We start from the raw sequence: 22,524 nt of genomic DNA on the forward strand, positions 1-22,524 counted from the left end.
CCGACCGTTCCGCGACGGGGGCCCCGGCCGCCCGGCGTCCGGGGCCCCCGCGCGTCTGCGACACTGGAACAACCATGCCTAAGCCCGGAGAACTCACCTTTGTCGCGCCGCGCGGCGCCAAGCCCCCGCGACACCTCGCCGACCTGAGCCCCGCCGAGCGCAAGGAGGCCGTCGCCGAGCTGGGCGAGCAGGCGTTCCGCGCCAAGCAGCTCTCGAACCACTACTTCGGCCGGATGTCGAACGACCCGGCGAGCTGGACGGACATCCCCGCCGCCAGCCGGGAGAAGCTGACCGAGGGCCTGCTGCCCGAGCTGATGTCGGTGGTGCGGCACGTCTCCTGCGACGACGACACCACCCGCAAGACGCTCTGGAAGCTGTTCGACGGCACGCTCGTCGAGTCGGTGCTGATGCGCTACCCGGACCGGGTCACCATGTGCATCAGCTCGCAGGCCGGCTGCGGCATGAACTGCCCGTTCTGCGCCACCGGCCAGGCGGGGCTGACCCGCAACCTGTCGACCGGCGAGATCGTCGAGCAGATCGCCGCCGGGATGCGCGCGCTCAAGGCCGGCGAGATCCCCGGTGGCGAGGCGCGGCTGTCGAACGTGGTCTTCATGGGCATGGGCGAGCCGCTGGCCAACTACAACCGGGTGCTGGCCTCGATCCGCCGGCTGACCGACCCGGCCCCGGACGGCTTCGGCCTGTCCCAGCGCGGCATCACGGTCTCCACGGTCGGCCTCGTGCCGGCCATGAACCGGCTGGCGGACGAGGGCCTCAGCTGCCGCCTGGCGCTGTCGCTGCACGCGCCGGACGACGAGCTGCGCGACGAGCTGGTCCCGGTGAACACCCGGTGGAAGGTCGCCGAGGTGCTGGACGCCGCGTGGAACTACGCGGAGAAGTCCGGCCGCCGGATCTCCATCGAGTACGCGCTGATCAAGGACATCAACGACCAGGCCTGGCGTGCCGACCTGCTCGGCCGGCTGATCAAGAACCACCGGGTGCACGTCAACCTGATCCCGCTGAACCCGACCCCGGGCTCCAAGTGGACCGCCTCCCGGCCGGAGGACGAGCGCGAGTTCGTCCGTCGGCTCCAGTCGCACGGCGTGCCGACGACCGTCCGCGACACCCGCGGCCAGGAGATCGACGGCGCCTGCGGCCAGCTCGCCGCGGCGGGCTGAGGAGCCGGGTAGGAGCCTCCCGGGGGCCAGGGCGTGTCTTGTGGGATCAGGCCGGGGTGCCCGGCCTGATCCACGAGGCACGCCCTATCGCAGTCCGGCGGCCGCCAGCGCGGCGGTCGCCCCGCCGGTCAGCAGCAGCGTGGTGCCCACCGCGAGGGTGCGCAGGGCGACCGCGCCGAACAGCAGCCGGGGCGAGGCACCGAGGCGCAGCAGCGACTCGGTGATCTCCCGGCGGTCGGTGCGGACCTCGGCGAGCCGGGCGATCACCGCGGCGACCGTGCAGCCGAGCACCAGGCAGGCCTCGACGGCCGGCAGGGCGTCGGCGCTGTCGGGGGTGCCGATCCAGTAGCGGACGGTGGTCAGCACCAGGGCGACGACCAGGGTGAGCACGGCCAGCGGCGGGCCGAGCCGACGGGCCTGGGCGGTGAGGCCGCGTCCGGCGAGCAGCCGCAGCGGGGTGGGCCGACCGAGGGCGAGCAGCCGTCCGGTCCAGGCGAGCAGCGGGCCGGTGAGCAGGGCGAGGCCGAGCGCGCCGCCGGCCCAGCCGCCGAGGGCGGCGGTGCTGGTGGTGCCCAGTCCGGCGGGCAGGTGGATCGGACGGCCGTCGGCGGGGGCGCCGGGCCGCAGGGCGATGAGTTCGAGCGCGGCGCCGATCACCACGAGTCCGACCGGTACGGCGATCCGCAGCGGGCCGAAGCCGGTGCGGCCGCGGGCGCGGCCGCCGGGCAGGGTTTCGGCGACGGGCACCGAGAAGCCGGCGGCGAGGCCTGCGGTGAGCGGGACGAGCGCGAGCAGGGTGACCGGTGCGGCCGCGGGCAGCGGCACCCCCATGCCGAGGTCGGGGGCGAGCGAGGGACCGGCGATGTCGTTGCGCAGCACCAGGAAGAGCAGCAGGGTGAGCACGCTGCCGAGGGTGCAGGCGAGGGCGACCTCACCGGCGATCAGGGTGCGGATCCGGCGGGAGCCGGCCCCGGCGGCGGTGAGGCCGGCGATCCGCTCGGGCCGTCGGGCGGGCACCGAGCGGGCGGCGACGGCCGCGAACCAGGCGACGGCGGCGAGCGGCGGCAGGCACCAGAGCAGTCGTGCCAGCGCGTCGGCGCCGCCGAGCGGGTCGCTCAGCGCGCGGCCGAGGGAGCGCAGCAGGAAGGCGGCGACGGCGGCGGCCGCCAGTGTGGTGAGCAGCCAGCGGCCGAGGTCGGTCACCCGGTAGCCCCGGGCCAGACGGAGGTAGAACACGTCGACTCTTTCAGCGGCTCGGCTCTGTCAGCGACTGGAGGCGGTCAGCGGCGGGTGGCCGTGACGGCGGAGGCACCGGTCGCGGCCGGGGCGGCGGCGCCGCGGGGGACGGGGGCGGCGGGGGCGGTGAGCCGTCCGTCGACGAGGGCGACGGAGCGGTCCGCGAACCGGACGAGCTCGGGGTCGTGGGTGGCCAGGACGAGGGTGAGCTGGTGCGAGCGGGCCGCGCTGGTCAGTATCCGCAGGACCTGGTCGGCGGCCTCGCGGTGCAGCGGGGCGGTGGGGTCGTCGGCGAAGACGACGGGCGGCAGCGGGGCGAGGGCGCGGGCCACGGCGACCCGCTGGCGCTGGCTCTGGACCAGCCGGTCGGGGCGCCGGCGGCCGATGTCGCCGACGTCGAGGCGCTCCAGCCACTCGTCGGCGGCGGTGTAGGCGGCCTTGTTGCCGGCGCCGGCGAGCAGCAGCGGCAGGGCGACGTTCTCGCGGGCGCTGAGCTCGGGCACCAGGTGGGGTTCGGAGCCGACGAAGCCGAAGCGGTCGCGGCGCAGCCGTTCGCGTCCGGCGCGGCCGAGGGTGTGGACGGGGGAGCTGTTGAACCAGACCTCGCCCTCGTCGACCGGGAGCTGGGCGGAGAGGCAGCCGAGCAGGGTGCTCTTGCCGCAGCCGCGCGGGCCGGTGACGGCGAGCACCTCGCCCTCGCGGACGCCGATGGAGATGCCGCGCAGGGCGGGGGTGCCGTCGTGGGACTTGACGATCCCTCGGGCCCACAGCACGTCGTTGTCAGGCGGTGCCGCTGACATGAGGTTCCATCCTGGGTGGCCGCAGGGATATGACAGTCGTCAGATTAGAACGACCGGGGCCGGTCGCGGTTGCGGCGCTCTGGTCCATCACGGGCAAATCACCCGCATTCAGGCATGTTTGGTCGTACGACTGTGATGTTGCGTGGCGTTGTGTGAACGCCGAAGGGCGGCCCCGCGGGTGCGGGACCGCCCTTCGGCGGAGGGTGGGGAAGAGGGCTCAGGGGATCAGAGCTTCGCCCACGCGTCGGTGAGGCTGGTCCGCAGGATCTGCTCGATCTCGTCGAAGGTCGACTGGTCGGAGATCAGCGGCGGGGCCAGCTGGATGACCGGGTCGCCACGGTCGTCGGCACGGCAGTACAGGCCGTTGTCGAAGAGGGCCTTCGACAGGAAGCCGTAGAGCACGCGCTCGACCTCGTCGTCGTTGAACGACTCCTTGGTGACCTTGTCCTTCACGAGCTCGATGCCGTAGAAGTACCCGTTGCCGCGGACGTCGCCGACGATCGGCAGGTCGCGCAGCTTGTTCAGGGTGCCCAGGAAGGCGGCCTCGTTGTCGAGGACCTTCTGGTTCAGGCCCTCGCGCTCGAAGATGTCGAGGTTGGCGAGCGCCACGGCCGAGGAGACCGGGTGGCCGGCGAAGGTGTAGCCGTGCAGGAAGGTGTTGTCACCCTTGTAGAACGGCTCGGCGATGCGGTCCGAGATGATCGTGGCGCCGATCGGGGAGTAGCCCGAGGTCATGCCCTTGGCGCAGGTGATCATGTCCGGCACGTAGCCGAACTTGTCGGCGCCGAACATGGTGCCGAGGCGGCCGAAGGCGCAGATGACCTCGTCCGAGACCAGCAGCACGTCGTGGCGGTCGCAGATCTCGCGCAGGCGCTGGAAGTACCCGGGCGGCGGCGGGAAGCAGCCACCGGCGTTCTGCACCGGCTCGACGAAGACGGCGGCGACGGTGTCGGCGCCCTCGTTGAGGATGGCGACCTCGATCTCGTCGGCGCACCAGCGGCCGTACGCCTCGGGGTCGACGGTGCCGTCCGGGCCTTCGAGGAAGGCCGGGGCGCGGTAGATGTTGGTGTTCGGCGCCTTGTGGGTACCCGGCACCAGCGGCTCGAACGGGGCCTTGAGGCCCGGCAGGCCGGTGATGGACAGGGCGCCCTGCGGGGTGCCGTGGTAGGCGACGGCGCGCGAGATGACCTTGTACTTGGTCGGCTTGCCGATCAGCTTGAAGTACTGCTTGGCGAGCTTCCAGGCGGTCTCGACGGCCTCGCCGCCACCGGTGGAGAAGAAGACCTTGTTGAGGTCGCCCGGGGCGTAGTTGGCCAGGCGCTCGGCCAGCTCGACGGCCTTGGGGTGCGCGTAGCTCCAGATCGGGAAGAACGCGAGTTCCTTGGCCTGCTTGGCGGCGACCTCGGCGAGCTCGGTGCGGCCGTGACCGGCCTGCACGACGAACAGGCCGGCCAGGCCGTCGATGTACTTCCGGCCCTTGTCGTCCCAGATGTACGTGCCCTCGCCCTTGACGATGGTCGGTACGGGGGAGTTCTCGTACGACGACATGCGGGTGAAGTGCATCCACAGGTGGTCGTAGGCGGTCTTGGAAAGGTCCTTCTGGGCCGGGTCGGCTGTCATCGGGTGCCCCAGGTGTAGGTCTGTTTCCGGAGTTTCAGGTAAACGAAGCTCTCGGTGCTCCGCACGCCGGGAAGCGCGCGGATGCGCTTGTTGATCATTTCGAGCAGGTGCTCGTCGTCCTCGCAGACCAGCTCGGCCAGGAGGTCGAACGAGCCTGCGGTGCAGACGACGTAGTCGACCTCGTCGAGGGCGGCCAGCGCGTCGGCGACGGGCTCGATGTCGCCCTCGACCCGGATTCCGACCATCGCCTGGCGGGTGAAGCCGACGGTGAGCGGGTCCGTGACGGCGACGATCTGCATCACGCCTTGGTCGAGCAGCTTCTGGACGCGCTGCCGTACGGCTGCCTCGGACAGGCCGACGGCCTTGCCGATGGCGGCGTACGGGCGGCGCCCGTCCTCCTGGAGCTGCTCGATGATCGCCTTGGAGGCGGCGTCGAGGGGAACACTCGCGTTCCGGTCGCGGTTGGCCACGCGGCCACTGTGCCTGATCGTTCCCCTGTTCGCAAGCGTGGAAACTGCTGATTTCGTCGTGCTCCCGGAAATCCCATGCGGATTTCATCGCGGACGCGCACCGCGCCTGTCGATCCCGGCAGTCCTGCGGCTACTCTGGCACGGTACGCGCGCGCCCCCGCAGGGCGCCGCGCATTCCGCCACCAGTGGACCGCGCCGCTCCCGGCCGGGCCACTCGGCACCCTTCGTAGGCCGGATCCGTCGACGTACCATGGCGCCGGAATCTGCAATGCCGCAGGCCCAGACCGAGGAGAGACCCGTGAGCGACCTTCGCACGCTGCGCAACTACATCAACGGTGAGTTCGTCGACGCGGCTGACGGCCGCACGCTCGACATCGTCGACCCGACCACGGGCGAGGTCTACGCGACGTCGCCGCTGTCCGGCGCCGCTGACGTGGACGCGGCCATGGCCTCGGCCGCCGCCGCCTTCCCGGTCTGGCGCGACGCCACCCCGAGCACCCGGCAGAAGCTGCTGCTCAAGATCGCCGACGCGGTCGAGGTCCGGGCCGACGAGATCGTCGACGCCGAGGTGCGCAACACCGGCAAGCCCCGCGCGCTGACCCTCTCCGAGGAGATCGGCCCGATGGTGGACCAGCTCCGCTTCTTCGCCGGTGCCGCCCGACTGCTGGAGGGCAAGGCCGCCGGCGAGTACATGGACGGCATGACCTCGATCATCCGCCGCGAGCCGGTCGGCGTCTGTGCCCAGGTCGCGCCGTGGAACTACCCGATGATGATGGCGGTCTGGAAGTTCGCCCCGGCCATCGCCGCGGGCAACACCGTGGTCCTCAAGCCCTCGGACACCACCCCGGCCTCCACCGTGCTGCTGGCCGAGATCATCGGCGGCGTCCTCAAGGGCCTGGAGCTGCCGGCCGGCGTCTTCAACGTCATCTGCGGCGACCGCGAGTCCGGCAAGCTGATGGTCGAGCACCGCACCCCGGCGATGGCCTCCATCACCGGCTCCGTCCGGGCCGGCATCCAGGTCGCCGAGTCGGCCTCCAAGGACGTCAAGCGGGTCCACCTGGAGCTGGGCGGCAAGGCCCCGGTCGTCGTGTTCGAGGACGCCGACATCGCCGAGGCCGTCGAGGGCATCTCGGTGGCGGGCTACTTCAACGCCGGCCAGGACTGCACCGCCGCCACCCGCGTGCTGGTGCACGAGTCGATCCACGACGCCTTCGTCGAGGCGCTGGCCAAGGCCGCGGCCGAGACCAAGACCGGCGGCGTGGACGACGAGGACGTGCTCTACGGCCCGCTGAACAACGCCAACCAGCTCAAGCAGGTGTCCGGCTTCATCGAGCGGCTGCCCGCCCACGCCAAGGTCGAGGCCGGCGGCCACCGGGTCGGCGACAAGGGCTACTTCTACGCCCCGACCGTCGTCTCCGGCCTGCTGCAGGACGACGAGATCATCCAGAACGAGGTCTTCGGCCCGGTCATCACCGTGCAGAAGTTCACCGACGAGGAGCAGGCCGTCGAGTACGCCAACGGCGTCGAGTTCGCGCTGGCCTCCTCGGTCTGGACCAAGGACCACGCCCGCGCCATGCGGATGTCCCGCCGCCTGGACTTCGGCTGCGTCTGGATCAACACCCACATCCCGCTGGTCGCCGAGATGCCGCACGGCGGCTTCAAGAAGTCCGGCTACGGCAAGGACCTGTCGGCGTACGGCTTCGAGGACTACACCCGGGTGAAGCACGTCATGACCGCGATCTAGCGGGTCATGGCCGTCGGGCGCAGGATGACCGCGATCTAGCGGGTCTGATCAATCGGCTGAACTGACAAGGGGCCCGGGTCTTTTCGACCCGGGCCCTGTCGCTTTGCACCCTGTCGGCGGGTCGTGCGTCCGGCTGACAGGATGAAACTGCACTTCGGGGGCGCTCGGCCCTAGCCTTACCGGCATGAGCATCCCCACCGCTGACTCAGCCGCCGGAAAGGCGGTCAAGGCCGCCGACCGCGCGCACGTCTTCCACTCGTGGTCCGCCCAGGCGCTGATCGACCCCCTCGCGGTGGCCGGCGCCGAGGGCTCGTACTTCTGGGACTACGACGGCAACCGCTACCTCGACTTCTCCTCGCAGCTGGTGAACACCAACATCGGGCACCAGCACCCGAAGGTGGTCGCCGCGATCCAGGAGCAGGCGGCGAAGCTCTGCACGATCGCCCCCGGCTTCGCGGTCGAGGCGCGCAGCGAGGCGGCCCGGCTGATCGCCGAGCGCACCCCGGGCGACCTGGACAAGATCTTCTTCACCAACGGCGGCGCCGAGGCGGTCGAGAACGCCGTCCGGATGGCCCGGCTGCACACCGGCCGGCAGAAGGTGCTCTCCACCTACCGCTCGTACCACGGCGCCACCGCCAACGCGATCGCCCTCACCGGCGACCCGCGGCGCTGGGCCAACGAGACCGGCGTCTCCGGCGTGGTGCACTTCTGGGGCCCGTACGCCTACCGCTCCAACTTCCACGCCGAGGACGAGGCGCAGGAGTGCGAGCGCGCGCTGGCGCACCTGGAGCAGGTGATCGCCTTCGAGGGACCGGGCACGGTGGCGGCGGTCATCCTGGAGACGGTGGTCGGCACCGCCGGCATCCTGGTCCCGCCGCCGGGGTACCTGGCCGGAGTGCGGGAGATCTGCGACCGCCACGGGATCGTGTTCGTCCTGGACGAGGTGATGGCCGGCTTCGGCCGCACCGGCGAGTGGTTCGCCGCCGACCACTGGGGCGTGGTGCCGGACCTGCTGACCTTCGCCAAGGGCGTCAACTCCGGCTACGTCCCGCTGGGCGGCGTGGCGATCAGCGCCGAGATCGCCGCCACCTTCGCGGAGCGGCCGTTCCCCGGCGGGCTCACCTACTCGGGGCACCCGCTGGCCTGCGCCTCGGCGGTGGCCACCATCAACGCCATGGCGGAGGAGGGCATCGTCGAGAACGCCAAGCACATCGGCGAGACGGTGCTCGGCCCCGGCCTGCGCGAGCTGGCCGAGCGGCACCCCTCGATCGGCGAGGTGCGCGGCCTCGGCGTGTTCTGGGCGCTCGACCTGGTGAAGGACCGGGAGACCCGGGAGCCGCTCGTCCCCTACAACGCCGCGGGCGCCGCCAACGCGCCGATGGCCGAGCTGGCCGCCGCGTGCAAGCAGCGCGGGCTCTGGCCGTTCGTCAACATGAACCGCTTCCACGTCGTCCCGCCGTGCACCGTCACCGAGGAGGAGGCCAAGGCCGGCCTCGCGGTGCTGGACGAGGCGCTGTCGCTGGCCGACGCGCACACCGTCTGACGTACCTACCAGGACGGCCCCGGGCGCACCCGCGTGTTCCCGGGGCCGTTCCACGCTCCGGAAGGCCTCCCATGTCCCGCAGCTCCACCCTGCCCCGACGCTCCTCCCAAACCCCCGTCATCCGCCGGCGTTCGGTGCTCGGCGGGGCCGCGCTGCTCGGCGCCGGCACACTGACCGGCTGCGGCATCCCGTCCGCGTACGTCGCCGAGGACCGCCGTTCGGCACCGGACCGCTCGGAGCACGACAAGCGGCTGAACTTCTCCAACTGGACGCAGTACATCGACACCGACGACCAGGGGAAGCGCCCGACCCTGGACGCGTTCAGCGAGAGGACCGGGATCGCGGTCACCTACACCGAGGACATCAACGACAACGACGAGTTCTTCGGCAAGATCAGCCCGGTGCTCACCCAGGGCGCCGACCCGGGCCGGGACCTGATGGTGATCAGCGACTGGATGGCCGGGCGGTACGTCTCGCTGGGCTGGGTGCAGGAGATGGACCGGGCCGGCCTGCCCAACGTCACCGCCAACCTGGACCCGCAGCTGGCGAACCCGGTCTTCGACCCGGGGCGCCGGCGCAGCGTGCCCTGGCAGTCCGGGATCACCGGCATCGCGTACAACCGCAAGGCGCTCGGCCGGGAGCTCCGGTCCACCGCCGACCTCTGGGCGCCCGACCTCAAGGGCCGGATCACGCTGTTCGCCGGGCTGGACGAGGCGCTCGGGCTGCTGATGCTCTCCCAGGGCGCGGACATCGCGCGGTTCGGGGACGACGACGCGCACAAGGCGATGGACCTGGTGCAGAAGATGGTCGACACCGGGCACGTCCGCCGCTTCACCGGCAACGACTACACCAGCGACCTCGCCTCCGGCGCGGCGATCGCCTGCCAGGCCTACTCCGGTGACGCCGTCCAGCTCACCGCCGAGAACCCCGACATCGCCTTCGTGGTGCCGGAGGAGGGCGGCGAGCTGTGGGCGGAGAGCCTGATGATCCCCAACCGGGCCGTCCACAAGCGCAACGCCGAGCTGTTGGTCGACTACTACTACCAGCCCGAGGTGGCCGCCGAACTCGCCGCGGCCGTCCAGTACATCTGCCCGGTTCCGGCCGCCCGCGAGGTGCTGGCGGACAGCGGGGACAAGGACAAGGCCGAACTCGCCGAGAACCCGCTGGTGTTCCCGACCGAGGAGATGCGCGCCCGGCTGCGCAGCATGCGGGACGTCACCTCGGCCGAGCGGCCGGAGCTGCACAAGGTCTGGGGGCGCATCACCGGGGTGTGAGGGGTGCCGGGGAGTGACGCAGCCCGGCCCTACCGGCGTACGGCGTCCAGCGCGAGCAGGGCCACGTGCAGGGAGAGGCAGGACTCCACCTGGTCGAGGTCGACTCCGAGGATCCGCTCGACCTTGTGCAGCCGGTCGTAGAAGGACGGCCGGGACAGGTGGGCGGCGTCGGCCGCCGCCGACTTGTTCCGGCCCTGCTCCAGGTAGATCCGCAGCATCTGCACCAACTGGCCGTTGTGCTCGGCGTCGTGGGCCAGCAGCGGGCCCAACTCCCGCTCCACGTACGTCTGCAGGCGGGCGTCGTCGCGCAGCAGGTGGAGCAGGCCGCGCAGCCGGACGTCCGGCAGCCGGTAGTAGGAGGCGGTCCTGCCCCCGCCGGGCGCGTCGTGCAGGGCCGCGTCGGCGACCTGGGCGGCCTCCAGCAGGGTGCGCCGGGCGTCGCGGACCGAGCCGACCGAGGAGCCGACCGCGACGACCGGCCCCGGGGTGTCGGCGGGCTCCCGGCCGGACTCGGCGGACATCCGGCGCAGGGTGGCCGAGAAGGCCTCCAGCGCGGAGTGCTCGTCCTGCTGGGCGCCGAGCGCGATCAGCAGTCCGACGCCCTCGTCGTCCAGCGCGCCGACCAGGGCGGAGAGCCGGCTGGCCCGCACCGCGCCGGCCGCCAGCTCGGTGAAGTCGCGCAGCCGGGCCTGGGCCTCCAGTGCGGCCGGGATCGGCCCGCGGCGCTGGCGCAGCACCACGCCGACCAGCCGCCGGCCCTCCAGCGGGACGCCGAGCGCCTGGGCGCGCAGGGCCACCTCGGAGACGGTCAGCGCGTGGGTCAGGATGCCGGAGAGCAGGGTGCGGTGGGTCTGCCGCTCCAGGCTCTCCCGGTCGCGCACCACCAGCCGGTTGAGCGCCAGCGCGGAGGCGCCGCGCTCCAGCAGCATGGCGTGGGGGTGGGCCTCGCCCTCCGCCAACGGGCCCGGCTCCAGCACCAGGACCAGCCGGCCCCAGTCCTGGCCGCGGGCGCCGACGGTGGTCACCAGCCAGCCGCTGCGCGGGTCGTGGCCGGTCCGGCCGGGCGGGCGGACCCCGCGCGAGCGGCGCTCCCAGTCCTCCAGCAGCTCGACCTCGGGGCGTCCGGCGCTGTCGTGGGCGAGCACCTGGTGGGCCAGGTTCTCCAGGACGACCGGCGCGCCCGCCATCCGGGCCACCTGGCGGATCACCTCGGGCGGCTCGGCGCCCTCGACCACCAGCTCGTTGAAGACCTGGTGGACCGATTCGGAGACCCGCAGCTGCTCCAGCTGGGCGTTCACCACCAGGGCGTGCACGGCCTCGGTGACGGCGACGAAGCGCACCTCGCGGCGGAGCGCGATCAGCGGCAGTCCGCGCTGCTCGGCGGCGTGCACCAGGGCGCGCGGGAGCGAGTCGAAGTAACGCCGGCCGAACTCGACCACCAGGCCGGCCACGCCGACCTCGTCCAGGTCGCGGACGTAGCGGGCCAGGCCCTCGCGGTCCTCGGGCAGCGCGATGCCGGTGGTCAGCACGAGCTCGCCGCCCTGCAGCACGCCGGCGACGTCGGGCAGCTCGCTGACGTGCACCCAGCGGACCGGTCGCTCCAGGCGGTCGGCGCCGGCCACGACCTGGGGCAGGCCGCGCCGCATCACCTCCAGGTCGAGCACACGGGCGACGGTGGGGAGCATCGCGGGCCTCCAGGGCGGGGGAGGTGGGAGGGGGTGGGGTGGAGGGGACAGAGTGTCAGGTGAATCATGCATCGTCGCGACGACCTGTTGCCCTGCGAGGAGCCTTGCACTCTGTAAGGCCCTTCGTGTCGAGACTGTCGAAGTGACCCTTGTCACGTCAACCCCGCAGTTGGCAAGGTCAGCGGGACCGCAGACCCCCACCGCGGAAGCGTTTCGCCGCAGCGCGGTCGAACCGCCGGCACTTGGAGGAACCCAGATGGACCTGACCGACTTCGGCGCGGGCGCGCAGTACATCGCGGGCCGTCAGGCCCGGGGGAGCGGCGAGCCCTTCCAGGTCGTCAACCCCGCCGACGGCACGGTGGTCGAAGAGGTCTCGCTGGCCACCGCCGGGGACGTGGACGCCGCCGTCGCCGCCGCGCGGGACGCCCTGCCCGGCTGGTCCTCGGCCACCCCGGGGGCCCGGTCCGAGGCGCTCACCCGGCTGGCCGCCGTCCTGGGCGCGACCGCCGACGACCTCGCCCGGGTGGAGACCGCGCAGACCGGCAAGCCGGTGAAGCTGGCGACCGAGTTCGACGTCCCCGGCACCGTCGACAACGCCGCGTTCTTCGCCGGCGCCGCCCGCAACCTGGAGGGCAAGGCGGCCGGCGAGTACTCCGGCGACCACACCTCCTACGTCCGGCGCGAGGCGATCGGCGTGGTCGGCTCGATCTCGCCGTGGAACTACCCGCTGCAGATGGCCGCCTGGAAGATCCTCCCGGCGATCGCGGCGGGCAACACCATCGTCCTCAAGCCGGCCGAGCTGACCCCGCTGACCTCGGTGATGTTCGCCCGGGCCTGCACCGAGGCGGGCATCCCGGACGGCGTGGTCAACGTGGTCACCGGCGCCGGGCGCACCGCCGGCGAGCACCTGGTCGCCCACCCGGGGGTCGCGATGGTCTCCTTCACCGGCTCCACCGCCGTCGGCAGGCGGGTCGCCGAACTCGCCACCGCGAGCGTCAAGCGCACCCACCTGGAACTCGGCGGCAAGGCCCCGTTCGTGGTCTTCGACGACGCCGACCTGGACGCCGCGGTGCACGGCGCCGTCGCCGCCTCGCTGATCAACGGCGGCCAGGACTGCACCGCCGCCACCCGCGCGTACGTCCAGCGCCCGCTCTACGACGCCTTCGTGGCCGGCGTCGCCGAGCTCTTCGCGGCCGTCCGGATCGGCGACCCCCGCAATCCGCACACCGACCTCGGCCCGCTGGTCTCCTACGCCCACCGGGACCGGGTGGCCGGGTTCGTCGAGCGCGCCCGCTCCTACGCCACCGTCGTCACCGGCGGCCCCGCACCGGACAAGGGCCATGACGGCTTCGACCTCACCCGGGGCGCCTACCACGCGCCGACCCTGATCACCGGCGCGGCCCAGGACAGCGAGGTGGTCCAGGGCGAGGTCTTCGGCCCGGTGCTGGTGGTGCTGCCCTTCGACGGCGACGACGAGGGCCTGCGGCTCGCCAACGACACCCCGTACGGCCTGGCCGCCTCCGCCTGGACGGGCAACGTGCACCGCTCGCTGCGCGCCACCCGGGAGATCGCCGCCGGGTGCGTCTGGGTCAACGACCACATCCCGATCATCAGCGAGATGCCGCACGGCGGCTACAAGGCGTCCGGCTACGGCAAGGACATGTCCCAGTACTCGCTGGACGAGTACACCCAGGTCAAGCACGTCATGTTCGACACCACCGCGGTGGCCCGCAAGGACTGGCACCGCACCGTCTTCGGAGACCGATAACCCCCCCCGCAGGCCCCGGGTGCTCCCCCCCACGCACCCTTCTTCCCCCAGGAGGCCCGTTCCATGGCGTTCAAGGCGTTCAACGAGCTCACCGACGGTCTGCCCGAACCGGTCCGCAGGGCCTGGGAACGCAGTCTGACCAGCGGTCGGGCCGCGGTCGGCCGCCGCACCCTGCTGCGCGCCGCCGCCCTGACCGCCGGGGCGGGCACCCTGGCCGCCTGCGGCATCCCGGCCGCCCCCAGGACGACCGGTGACTCGACCGCCAACGCCGCCGAGGACCACTCGGGGAGCGAGAAGGAGGTCGACTTCTCCAACTGGCCGCTGTACATCGACACCGACGAGAAGGACAAGGAGAAGCACGGCACCCTGGACGCCTTCACCGCGGCCACCGGCATCAAGGTCAAGTACAACGAGGACATCAACGACAACGTCGAGTTCTTCGGCAAGGTCAAGCCGCAGCTGGCGGCCGGCCAGGACACCGGCCGCGACCTGGTGGTGCTCACCGACTGGATGGCCGCCCGGCTGATCCGGCTCGGCTGGGCGCAGAAGCTCGACCCGGCGAACGTCACCACCGCGATCACCAACGTCGAGGCCCGCTTCCGCGCCCCCGACTGGGACCCGGGCCGGCTCTACACCTACCCCTGGGCCGGCATCCAGACCGTCATCGCCTACAACCGGAAGGCGACCAAGGGCAAGGAGGTCACCAGCGTCGCCCAGCTGCTGGACGACCCCGAGCTCAAGGGCCGGGTCACCTTCCTCTCCGAGATGCGCGACAGCATCGGGATGGTCCTGCTCGACATGGACAAGGACCCGGCGAAGTTCACCGCCGACGACTACGCCGGTGCGATCGCCCGGATGCAGAAGGCCGTGGACGACAAGCAGATCCGCCGCTTCACCGGCAACGACTACGGCCAGGAGCTGTCCTCCGGGGACATCGCCGCCTGCGTCGCCTGGGGCGGCGACCTGATCCAACTGCGCGCCGACAACCCGGACATCGAGTTCGTCATCCCGGAGAAGGGCTACCTCGCCTCGACCGACAACATGCTGGTCCCGGCCAAGGCGCGGCACAAGGCGAACGCGGAGAAGTTGATCGACTTCTACTATCAGCCGAAGATCGCGGCGCAGCTGGTCGCGGGCATCGGCTACGTCTCCGCCGTCACCGGGATGAAGGACGAGCTCGCCACCCTCGCCCCGGACAGCGCGGCCAACCCGCTGGTCGTACCCACCCCCGAGATGGCGGTCAAGGCGCACGTGTTCCGCACCCTCACCGAGGGCGAGGAGAGCGACTTCGAGCAGAAGTTCTCCAAGCTCATCGGCGCCTGACCCCCACGCGTCCACCAGACACTGCCGGCAGAAAGACCCAGGAAGACACCCCATGACAGACCAGCTGCGCGCCGCGGCCGGTGGCGACGTCCGCCTCACCGGCATCGGCAAGACCTACGGCTCCTTCACCGCCGTCCACCCGCTCGACCTGACCGTGCCCCAGGGCTCCTTCTTCGCCCTGCTCGGCGCCTCCGGCTGCGGCAAGACCACCACCCTGCGCATGATCGCCGGCCTGGAGGAGCCCACCAGCGGCACCGTCCTGATCGGCGGCCAGGACGTCACCGCGCTGCCCCCGTACAAGCGCCCGGTCAACACCGTCTTCCAGAGCTACGCGCTCTTCCCGCACCTGGACATCTTCGAGAACGTCGCCTTCGGCCTGCGCCGGCGCGGCAAGAAGGACGTGAAGAAGCAGGTCGAGTCGATGCTGGAACTGGTCGAGCTCGGCCAGTACGCCCGGCGCAAGCCGCACCAGCTCTCCGGCGGCCAGCAGCAGCGCGTCGCGGTCGCCCGCGCCCTGATCAACCACCCCCAGGTGCTGCTGCTGGACGAGCCGCTCGGCGCCCTCGACCTCAAGCTGCGCCGCCAGATGCAGCTGGAGCTCAAGCGGATCCAGACCGAGGTCGGCATCACCTTCGTGCACGTCACCCACGACCAGGAGGAGGCCATGACGATGGCCGACACCATCGCGGTGATGAACGGCGGCCGGGTCGAGCAGCTCGGCGCGCCCGCCGACCTGTACGAGAACCCCGGCACCACCTTCGTGGCCAACTTCCTCGGCCAGTCCAACCTGCTCCCCGCCGAGGTCACCGGCGGCGCGGGCGAGGACCTGCTGCTCACCGTGGCCGGCACCCGGCTCGCGGTGCCGAGGGCGCGCTGCGCCACCGAGGCCAAGCTGGTCCACCTGGGCGTGCGCCCGGAGAAGATCACCATCAGCCACGCCTCCGAGCCGGTCGCCGAGGGCCGCAACCGGCTCGCCGGCACGGTGCTCGACTCCAGCTTCATCGGCGTCTCCACCCAGTACGTGGTGCGCACCGACGGCGGCCAGGAGGTCACCGTCTTCGAGCAGAACATGGAGCGCGACGCCCGGATCGTCCCCGGCGCCCCCGTGCAGCTGCACTGGAACCCGGCGCACTCCTTCGCCCTGGACGCCGCGCAGGCGATCGACGCGGGCACCGCGGAGGAGGCCGCATGACCACCACCACCCCGGCGGCCGCCCCCCGGGCCACGCCTCCGGACCGCAGTCCGCTCGGCGAACCCGCGCCGAAGCCGAGGCGCAAGCTCACCCCGTACTGGCTGCTGCTGCCCGGCATCGCCTGGCTGGTCGTCTTCTTCGCCGTGCCGATGGTCTACCAGGCGTCCACCTCGCTGCAGACCGGCTCGCTGGAGGCGGGCTTCAAGGTCACCTGGCACGTCTCCACCTACTGGGACGCCCTGGTCGAGTACAAGTGGCACTTCGTCCGCTCGTTCTCCTACGCGGCCATCGCCACCGTGCTCTGCCTGGCCATCGGCTACCCGCTGGCCTACACCATCGCCTTCAAGGCGAGCCGGCGCTGGCGCAACGTCATCCTGATCCTGGTCATCGCGCCGTTCTTCACCAGCTTCCTGATCCGCACGCTGGCCTGGAAGACCATCCTGTCCGACGGCGGACCGGTGGTCGGCGCGCTCAACACCCTGCACGTCCTGGACCTCACCAACGCCGTCGGGCTCACCTCCGGCGACCGGGTGCTCGCCACCCCGCTGGCCGTGGTCTGTGGCCTCACCTACAACTTCCTGCCGTTCATGATCCTCCCGCTGTACACCTCGCTGGAGCGGATCGACCCCCGGCTGCACGAGGCGGCCGGCGACCTCTACGCCCGGCCGTTCACCACCTTCCGCAAGGTCACCTTCCCGATCTCGCTGCCGGGCGTGGTCGCGGGCACCCTGCTCACCTTCATCCCCGCCTCCGGCGACTACATCAACGCCCAGCTGCTCGGCTCGCCGAGCGAGCAGATGGTCGGCAACGGCATCCAGAAGCAGTTCCTGAACGTGCTCGACTACCCCACGGCGGCAGCGCTGAGCTTCATCCTGATGGCCCTGATCCTGGGCATGGTGACGGTCTACATGCGCAAGGCCGGGACGGAGGAACTGGTCTGATGTCCCGCATCCTGAAGTGGGTCCGCGCCCACCTGGTGGTCCTGGCCGGCCTGCTGGCCCTGGCCTACCTGGTGCTGCCCAACCTGGTCGTGCTGGCCTTCTCGTTCAACAAGCCGGTCGGCAAGTTCAACTACGAGTGGAACGAGTTCTCCACCGACGCCTGGACCAACCCCTGCGGCGTGGCCGACATGTGCCAGTCGCTCTCGCTCAGCCTGCAGATCGCGGTGCTCGCCACCATCGGTGCCACCGTGCTCGGCACCATGGTCGCCTTCGCGCTGGCCCGCTACCGCTTCCGCGGCCGCTCGGCCACCACCGCGATGATCTTCCTGCCGATGGCCATGCCCGAAGTCGTCATGGCCGCCTCGCTGGGGACGCTGTTCCTCAACATGCGCATCCCCTTCGGCTTCACCACCATCCTCATCGCCCACGTCATGTTCTGCCTGAGCTTCGTCGTGACGGCGGTCAAGGCCCGCGTGATGAGCATGGACCCGAGGCTCGAACAGGCCGCCCAGGACCTCTACGCGACCCCCGTCCAGACCTTCCTGCGGGTCACCCTCCCGCTGGCCGCCCCCGGCATCGCCGCCGGCGCGCTGCTCAGCTTCGCGCTCTCCTTCGACGACTTCATCATCACCCAGTTCAACTCGGGCCCGACCACGGTCACCTTCCCGATGTTCGTCTGGGGCGCCTCGCAGCGCGGCATCCCGGTGCAGGTGAACGTCATCGGCACCGCGATGTTCGTGGCCGCGGTCGCGCTGACCGTGGCCGGCCAGTGGCTCGGCAACCGCCGCAAGGCCACCGCCTGACGTACGGTCGGTCAGCGGTGGTACGTACCATCACCTATTCGTGGAAAGTGGCTGATAATGCATGGATTCCGCCCGCGCACTCAGTGACGCCAGGCCCACCCCCTTCTGGCTGGAGGATCCCGGCCGGCCCGAGGCGCTGCCCGCCCTGGTCGGCGACACCACCTGCGACCTGCTGGTCGTCGGCGGCGGCTACTCCGGACTGTGGACCGCGCTCATCGCCAAGGAGCGCGACCCCTCGCTGGACGTCGTCCTGGTCGAGGGCAACGAGGTCGGGTGGGCCGCCTCCGGGCGCAACGGCGGATTCTGCGCGGCCAGCCTCACCCACGGCTTCGGCAACGGCCTGGAGCGCTGGCCCTCCGAACTCGCCCAGCTGGAACGCCTCGGCGCCGCCAACCTGGACGGCATCGAGGCCACCCTCAAGCGCTACGGCATCGACGCCGAGTGGGAGCGCACCGGCGAGATCGACGTCGCCACCCAGCCGCACCAGGTCGAGGAACTGCACGAGGTCGCCGAGGCCGTCGCCCGCTACGGCTTCGACCTCACCGTCCTGGACGCCGACCAGCTGCGCGCCGAGGTGAACTCGCCGACCTTCCTCGGCGGCCTCTGGGACAAGGACGGGGTGGCGATGGTCCACCCCGCCAAGCTCGCCTGGGGCCTCAAGGAGGCCTGCCTGGGCCTGGGCGTCCGGATCTTCGAGCACACCCGGGCCACCGAACTGCGCGAGCACGGCAGCGGCACGGCCGCCCGCACCCCGTACGGCCGGGTCTTCGCCCGCAGGGTCGCGCTCGGCACCAACGTCTTCCCGTCCCTGCTCAAGCGCGTCCGTCCGTACGTCGTCCCCGTGTACGACTACGCCCTGATGACCGAGCCGCTCAGCGACGAGCAGCTCGCCTCGATCGGCTGGCGCGGCCGGCAGGGGCTCGGCGACAGCGCCAACAAGTTCCACTACTTCCGGCTGTCCGCCGACAACCGGATCCTCTGGGGCGGCTACGACGCCGTCTACCACTACGGCGGCCACGTCCGGCACGAGTACGACCAGCGCCCGGAGACCTTCCGCACCCTGGCCAACCACTTCTTCCGCTGCTTCCCGCAGCTGGAGGGGCTGCGCTTCACCAACGCCTGGGGCGGCGCCATCGACACCTGCAGCCGGTTCTCGGCCTTCTTCGACACCGCCTACCGGGGCAAGGTCGCCTACGCCGTCGGCTACACCGGGCTCGGCGTCGGCGCCACCCGCTTCGGGGCCGAGGTGATGCTCGACCTGCTGGCCGGCGAGCGCACCGAGCGCACCTCGCTGGACATGGTGCGCTCCAAGCCGCTGCCGTTCCCGCCCGAACCGGTGCGCTGGGCCGGGATCGAGATCACCACCCGCTCGCTGGAGCACGCCGACCGCAACGGCGGCCACCGCAACCTCTGGCTGCGCACCCTCGACCGGATGGGGCTCGGCTTCGACAGCTGACCGCCACCGATCGGGGGTATCTCCCGCGACCCGTGTAAGAGGGACCCGCCGTCCGCCTCTCCTCGGTGACGGCGGGTCTCGCACTCCCGCCGCGTCCGACCGTAGGAAACGGCGAGGAGCGGGGACACGACATGGAGAGCACCGGACTGCACTGGCTCGCCCAGGTGGCAGCGGACCCGGAGGACTTCCGGGAGCAGTGGGAACGCACCGGGCTGGGCCTGGTCCTGCTACCGGCCGGGCGCCGCTGGGACGTCCTCGCCGTCCCCGGGCGGCTCGGGCGACCGGCACTGGACGTGCTGGACACCGGCTTCTGCGGCCCGGTCCTCACCGACTTCGGCGAGGAGCACGTCAGCTTCCTGGTGCCCGTCGGCACCGCCGCCCGCTGGGTCGGCACCGGGGTGCGCTGCGCGGGGGAGGGCACCTGGATCGTCGTCCCGCACCCCCGGCGCCGCAGCCGGGGCGTGCGCTGGCTGGTGCCGCCCGACGGGTCCGGGCGGCTCAACGACCCGGTGCTGCTGGAGCTGGCCCTGCACGAGGCGGCGGCCGGGCTCGGCGGCCGGTAGCGCGGGGGCCGGGGGCGCCGGGGGCGGTTCGCAGGCGGTGGGTGGCGGGTCGCGGGCGGGTCGCGGTGGCGAGCGCCGGTTCGCGGGCGCTTGGCGGGTGGCAGCGCGCGGGGCGGGTGCCCGGGCCAGACTGGAGGCGTGACCACCGCCCCGCACGCCGTCGACGCCTCCCTCCGGCCGGGCCCCGCCCAGCTGCGCCTGGCCGCCCTCGCCGAGCCCGTCTGCACCCGGTACGGGCTGGCGCTGGCCGGCGGGCACGCGCTGCGCGCCCACGGGGTCCCGGCCTGCCGGCAGGACGGACTCACCCTGGCCACCGGCGGCGCCGACCTGCCCGAGGTGGCCGCCGCGCTGACCGGGGCGTACCGCGCGGCGGGCGGCGGGGTCGCCGAGCGGCCCGGCACGCCGCGGCTGGAACAGCTGACCGTACGGCTGGCGCTGGGCGGGCGGACCCACTCGGTGGAGCTGCGGAAGGAGCCGCTCGGCCACCGGCCGGTCCGGCTGGACTTCGGCGCCCCGGAGGCGGACGGGCCCCCGCTGGTGCTGCCGGTGGTGGCCCTGGAGGACGCGGCCGCCCTCACCACCGCGCTGCTGGTCGACCGGGGCATGCCGCGGGACCTGATCGACGTGCACGCCCTCACCCGCAACTACCGTGAAGGGGAACTGCTCGCCCTGGCCGCCGAGTTGGACCCGGACTTCCAGCCGAGCGGGCTCGCCGACCGGCTGGAGACGCTGGCCGAGGCGGCGGACGGCCGGTTCCGTGCCCGCGGTGTCGAGGCCGGCGCCGTGGACGGGCTCAAGCGGTGGGCGCTGGCCTGGGCGCAGGACCTGCGGCTGGACCTGCTGGAGACCCGGGAGGCGGCGGACGGGCTGCACGACCCGTACCTGGAGGACGAGGAGTCCTGAGCCGCCCGGGCCGTGGCCCCACCCGTTCGGCGCAGCGACCGGACGACCTGTAAGGCTGAATCCGCGATCCCCGTCAGCCTGTTCGTTGAGCCGCACTCCGGAGGCGACCAGACTGGGGGACGAGCGCGGTAGCCCCGTGAATTTCGTCGCCCGACCCTCTCGCGGGCGGCGCCAGACCGGACCGGTGGCAGGACGCCGCCCGGGACTTCGGAGGCAGACGGACTTGAGCAAGCACATCACCCACTGGATCGGCGGCCGGTCGGTCGCCACCGCCGGTGCGGCGCCCCGCCGCGGCGACATCTTCGACCCGGCCACCGGCCAGGTCGCCGGCCAGGTCGACTTCGCCGGGATCGCCGAGGTCGACCAGGCCGTGGCCGCCGCCGCCTCGGCCTTCGCCGAGTGGCGCACCGCCTCGGTGGCCCGGCGCAGCACGGTGCTCTTCGCCTTCCGCGAGCTGCTGAACGCCCGCCGGGACGAGCTCGCCGAGATCATCGTGTCCGAGCACGGCAAGGTGCACTCGGACGCGCTGGGCGAGATCGCCCGCGGCCTGGAGGTCGTCGAGTACGCCTGCGGCATCCCGCAGCTGGTCAAGGGCGGCTTCACCGAGCAGGCCTCCACCGGCATCGACGTCTACTCGATCCGCCAGCCGCTCGGCCCGGTCGCGATCATCTCGCCGTTCAACTTCCCGGCCATGGTGCCGATGTGGTTCTTCCCGATCGCCATCGCGGCCGGCAACACCGTCGTGGTGAAGCCCTCCGAGAAGGACCCGTCCGCGGCCAACTTCCTGGCCGGGCTGTGGAAGGAGGCCGGCCTGCCGGACGGCGTCTTCAACGTTGTGCACGGCGACAAGGTGGCCGTCGACCGCCTGCTGGAGCACCCGGACGTCAAGTCCGTCAGCTTCGTCGGCTCCACCCCGATCGCCCGCTACGTGTACGAGACCGGCACCCGCTACGGCAAGCGCGTCCAGGCCCTCGGCGGCGCCAAGAACCACATGCTGGTGCTGCCCGACGCCGACCTCGACCTCGCCGCCGACGCCGCCGTCAACGCCGGCTTCGGCGCGGCCGGCGAGCGCTGCATGGCGGTCTCCGTCCTGGTCGCCGTCGACCCGATCGGCGACGAGCTGGTCGACAAGATCAAGCAGCGGATCGCCACCCTGAAGGTCGGCCCCGGCTGCAACGGCGACTCCGAGATGGGCCCGCTGGTCACCGGCCAGCACCGTGACAAGGTCACCTCCTACGTGGAGTCCGGCCTCGCCGACGGCGCCGAGCTCGCCGTGGACGGCCGCAAGCACCCGGTCACCGCCGAGGACAGGAACGGCAGCCCGACCGCCGACGGCTTCTGGCTCGGCCCCACGCTGTTCGACCACGTGAAGCCCGGCATGTCCGTCTACAACGACGAGATCTTCGGCCCGGTCCTCTCCGTCGTGCGCGTCGCCTCCTACGACGAGGGCCTGGCGCTCATCAACGCCAACCCGTACGGCAACGGGACCGCCCTCTTCACCAACGACGGCGGCGCGGCCCGGCGCTTCCAGTTCGAGGTGGAGGTCGGCATGGTCGGCATCAACGTGCCGATCCCGGTGCCGGTCGCCTACTACTCCTTCGGCGGCTGGAAGGCCTCGCTGTTCGGCGACGCCCACGCGTACGGCCCGGACGGCGTCCAGTTCTTCACCCGCGGCAAGGCCGTGACCCAGCGCTGGCTGGACCCCTCGCACGGGGGCATCAACCTCGGCTTCCCCACCAACAGCTGAGCCCGCAGGGCTCGCCGAGCTCTCGCACCGGGCAGGCCGGACCCCTCTCCCCGGGGTCCGGCCTGCCCCCTTTCGCAGGCCGTTTGCATCCGGACTCAGATGCGCGTACAGTTCTTCGAGCTGCCCGACAGGGAGCACCGGACACGCATCGGCGCGGACGGTCCTGAGGCGGCCAATCCCTTGAAACACCACTTCCGGTTCGTGCCGGTCGTTTCGCTTTTACGCGTCTCGGCTCGGTGCTTATTCGGCGTGCGCTGTTTATCGGATTGCGGCCGGATTCG

The 22,524-nt window shown here is 71.9% G+C and carries 19 protein-coding genes; 14 read left to right on the plus strand and 5 right to left on the minus strand.

From position 1 onward, the window contains the following. Positions 1-74 precede the first annotated feature (74 nt). Positions 75-1,175 (plus strand): 23S rRNA (adenine(2503)-C(2))-methyltransferase RlmN, encoded by a 1,101-nt coding sequence (gene rlmN, locus ACFXPX_RS37810; RefSeq protein ID WP_375891799.1) that lies wholly within the window; start codon positions 75-77, stop codon positions 1,173-1,175. 84 nt (positions 1,176-1,259) lie between these two features. Here the strand turns inward: rlmN and ACFXPX_RS37815 are convergent, their stop codons facing one another. From ACFXPX_RS37815 to ACFXPX_RS37830, 4 genes are all read right to left on the minus strand, one after another. Beyond that, on the minus strand, positions 1,260-2,411 hold the full coding sequence (locus ACFXPX_RS37815) for a hypothetical protein (RefSeq protein WP_375891801.1): 1,152 nt from the start codon (positions 2,409-2,411) through the stop codon (positions 1,260-1,262). Between the two features lie 44 nt (positions 2,412-2,455). Continuing rightward, positions 2,456-3,211, minus strand: coding sequence for an ABC transporter ATP-binding protein (locus ACFXPX_RS37820; protein WP_375891803.1), 756 nt, complete (start codon positions 3,209-3,211; stop codon positions 2,456-2,458). A gap of 225 nt (positions 3,212-3,436) precedes the next feature. Then, positions 3,437-4,831 (minus strand): aspartate aminotransferase family protein, encoded by a 1,395-nt coding sequence (locus ACFXPX_RS37825; protein ID WP_363555973.1) that lies wholly within the window; start codon positions 4,829-4,831, stop codon positions 3,437-3,439. Then, positions 4,828-5,301, minus strand: a complete 474-nt coding sequence (locus ACFXPX_RS37830; protein WP_030306695.1) for an Lrp/AsnC family transcriptional regulator — start codon at positions 5,299-5,301, stop codon at positions 4,828-4,830. The genes ACFXPX_RS37825 and ACFXPX_RS37830 overlap by 4 nt, the downstream gene beginning before the upstream one ends. A 268-nt stretch (positions 5,302-5,569) precedes the next feature. Here ACFXPX_RS37830 and ACFXPX_RS37835 point away from each other — a divergent pair, with 268 nt between their 5' ends. From ACFXPX_RS37835 to ACFXPX_RS37845, 3 genes are all read left to right on the plus strand, one after another. Continuing rightward, the gene (locus ACFXPX_RS37835; protein ID WP_380644665.1) at positions 5,570-7,045 is read left to right on the plus strand and encodes a gamma-aminobutyraldehyde dehydrogenase; all 1,476 of its coding nucleotides are present in this window, start codon (positions 5,570-5,572) and stop codon (positions 7,043-7,045) included. A 184-nt stretch (positions 7,046-7,229) separates the two neighbouring features. Then, positions 7,230-8,588 carry an aspartate aminotransferase family protein gene (locus tag ACFXPX_RS37840; protein WP_380527429.1) on the plus strand — a complete coding sequence of 453 codons (1,359 nt, stop codon included), beginning with the start codon at positions 7,230-7,232 and terminating at the stop codon, positions 8,586-8,588. A 71-nt stretch (positions 8,589-8,659) separates the two neighbouring features. Then, positions 8,660-9,862: a spermidine/putrescine ABC transporter substrate-binding protein gene (locus ACFXPX_RS37845; protein ID WP_380527432.1), complete on the plus strand. Its 1,203-nt coding sequence runs from the start codon at positions 8,660-8,662 to the stop codon at positions 9,860-9,862. Positions 9,863-9,891: 29 nt separating this feature from the next. Here ACFXPX_RS37845 and ACFXPX_RS37850 read toward each other — a convergent pair whose 3' ends face one another. After that, a complete protein-coding gene (locus tag ACFXPX_RS37850; protein ID WP_380644666.1) occupies positions 9,892-11,547 on the minus strand; it encodes a PucR family transcriptional regulator in 1,656 nt (551 codons plus the stop codon). 256 nt (positions 11,548-11,803) lie between these two features. Here ACFXPX_RS37850 and ACFXPX_RS37855 point away from each other — a divergent pair, with 256 nt between their 5' ends. The 10 genes from ACFXPX_RS37855 to ACFXPX_RS37900 form a co-directional block, all read left to right on the plus strand. Then, positions 11,804-13,315 carry a gamma-aminobutyraldehyde dehydrogenase gene (locus tag ACFXPX_RS37855; RefSeq protein WP_380644667.1) on the plus strand — a complete coding sequence of 504 codons (1,512 nt, stop codon included), beginning with the start codon at positions 11,804-11,806 and terminating at the stop codon, positions 13,313-13,315. Positions 13,316-13,378: 63 nt separating this feature from the next. Then, positions 13,379-14,638 carry a spermidine/putrescine ABC transporter substrate-binding protein gene (locus ACFXPX_RS37860; protein WP_375891811.1) on the plus strand — a complete coding sequence of 420 codons (1,260 nt, stop codon included), beginning with the start codon at positions 13,379-13,381 and terminating at the stop codon, positions 14,636-14,638. A 52-nt stretch (positions 14,639-14,690) separates the two neighbouring features. Further along, positions 14,691-15,830, plus strand: coding sequence for an ABC transporter ATP-binding protein (locus tag ACFXPX_RS37865; RefSeq protein WP_380527441.1), 1,140 nt, complete (start codon positions 14,691-14,693; stop codon positions 15,828-15,830). Beyond that, a complete protein-coding gene (locus ACFXPX_RS37870; protein ID WP_375891814.1) occupies positions 15,827-16,771 on the plus strand; it encodes an ABC transporter permease in 945 nt (314 codons plus the stop codon). The genes ACFXPX_RS37865 and ACFXPX_RS37870 overlap by 4 nt, the downstream gene beginning before the upstream one ends. Next, the gene (locus ACFXPX_RS37875) at positions 16,771-17,574 is read left to right on the plus strand and encodes an ABC transporter permease (RefSeq protein ID WP_380453324.1); all 804 of its coding nucleotides are present in this window, start codon (positions 16,771-16,773) and stop codon (positions 17,572-17,574) included. Before ACFXPX_RS37870 ends, ACFXPX_RS37875 begins: the two co-directional genes overlap by 1 nt. A 61-nt stretch (positions 17,575-17,635) precedes the next feature. Then, entirely contained in the window at positions 17,636-19,030 is a 1,395-nt protein-coding gene (locus ACFXPX_RS37880) for an NAD(P)/FAD-dependent oxidoreductase (RefSeq protein WP_380644668.1), read from the plus strand. Positions 19,031-19,161: 131 nt separating this feature from the next. After that, a complete protein-coding gene (locus ACFXPX_RS37885) occupies positions 19,162-19,593 on the plus strand; it encodes a hypothetical protein (protein WP_375891818.1) in 432 nt (143 codons plus the stop codon). Positions 19,594-19,731: 138 nt separating this feature from the next. Further along, the gene (locus ACFXPX_RS37890) at positions 19,732-20,496 is read left to right on the plus strand and encodes a nucleotidyl transferase AbiEii/AbiGii toxin family protein (RefSeq protein ID WP_380527446.1); all 765 of its coding nucleotides are present in this window, start codon (positions 19,732-19,734) and stop codon (positions 20,494-20,496) included. A gap of 223 nt (positions 20,497-20,719) precedes the next feature. Then, positions 20,720-22,243 carry a CoA-acylating methylmalonate-semialdehyde dehydrogenase gene (locus tag ACFXPX_RS37895; protein ID WP_375891820.1) on the plus strand — a complete coding sequence of 508 codons (1,524 nt, stop codon included), beginning with the start codon at positions 20,720-20,722 and terminating at the stop codon, positions 22,241-22,243. A gap of 99 nt (positions 22,244-22,342) precedes the next feature. Further along, positions 22,343-22,524 (plus strand): hypothetical protein (locus ACFXPX_RS37900; RefSeq protein ID WP_380527448.1); only part of this gene is annotated, 182 nt, incomplete at its 3' end.

This window comes from Kitasatospora sp. NPDC059146 (assembly GCF_042786665.1).
Classification (GTDB): domain Bacteria; phylum Actinomycetota; class Actinomycetes; order Streptomycetales; family Streptomycetaceae; genus Kitasatospora.

What these genes read in the sequence shown, in the direction of transcription:
- rlmN (WP_375891799.1), top strand. Translation starts at nt 75, where the DNA reads ATGCCTAAGCCCGGAGAACTCACCTTTGTCGCGCCGCGCGGCGCCAAG.
- ACFXPX_RS37820 (WP_375891803.1), bottom strand. Translation starts at nt 3,211, where the DNA reads ATGTCAGCGGCACCGCCTGACAACGACGTGCTGTGGGCCCGAGGGATC.
- ACFXPX_RS37825 (WP_363555973.1), bottom strand. Translation starts at nt 4,831, where the DNA reads ATGACAGCCGACCCGGCCCAGAAGGACCTTTCCAAGACCGCCTACGAC.
- ACFXPX_RS37835 (WP_380644665.1), top strand. Translation starts at nt 5,570, where the DNA reads ATGCCGCAGGCCCAGACCGAGGAGAGACCCGTGAGCGACCTTCGCACG.
- ACFXPX_RS37840 (WP_380527429.1), top strand. Translation starts at nt 7,230, where the DNA reads ATGAGCATCCCCACCGCTGACTCAGCCGCCGGAAAGGCGGTCAAGGCC.
- ACFXPX_RS37845 (WP_380527432.1), top strand. Translation starts at nt 8,660, where the DNA reads ATGTCCCGCAGCTCCACCCTGCCCCGACGCTCCTCCCAAACCCCCGTC.
- ACFXPX_RS37850 (WP_380644666.1), bottom strand. Translation starts at nt 11,547, where the DNA reads ATGCTCCCCACCGTCGCCCGTGTGCTCGACCTGGAGGTGATGCGGCGC.
- ACFXPX_RS37855 (WP_380644667.1), top strand. Translation starts at nt 11,804, where the DNA reads ATGGACCTGACCGACTTCGGCGCGGGCGCGCAGTACATCGCGGGCCGT.
- ACFXPX_RS37860 (WP_375891811.1), top strand. Translation starts at nt 13,379, where the DNA reads ATGGCGTTCAAGGCGTTCAACGAGCTCACCGACGGTCTGCCCGAACCG.
- ACFXPX_RS37865 (WP_380527441.1), top strand. Translation starts at nt 14,691, where the DNA reads ATGACAGACCAGCTGCGCGCCGCGGCCGGTGGCGACGTCCGCCTCACC.
- ACFXPX_RS37870 (WP_375891814.1), top strand. Translation starts at nt 15,827, where the DNA reads ATGACCACCACCACCCCGGCGGCCGCCCCCCGGGCCACGCCTCCGGAC.
- ACFXPX_RS37875 (WP_380453324.1), top strand. Translation starts at nt 16,771, where the DNA reads ATGTCCCGCATCCTGAAGTGGGTCCGCGCCCACCTGGTGGTCCTGGCC.
- ACFXPX_RS37880 (WP_380644668.1), top strand. Translation starts at nt 17,636, where the DNA reads ATGGATTCCGCCCGCGCACTCAGTGACGCCAGGCCCACCCCCTTCTGG.
- ACFXPX_RS37885 (WP_375891818.1), top strand. Translation starts at nt 19,162, where the DNA reads ATGGAGAGCACCGGACTGCACTGGCTCGCCCAGGTGGCAGCGGACCCG.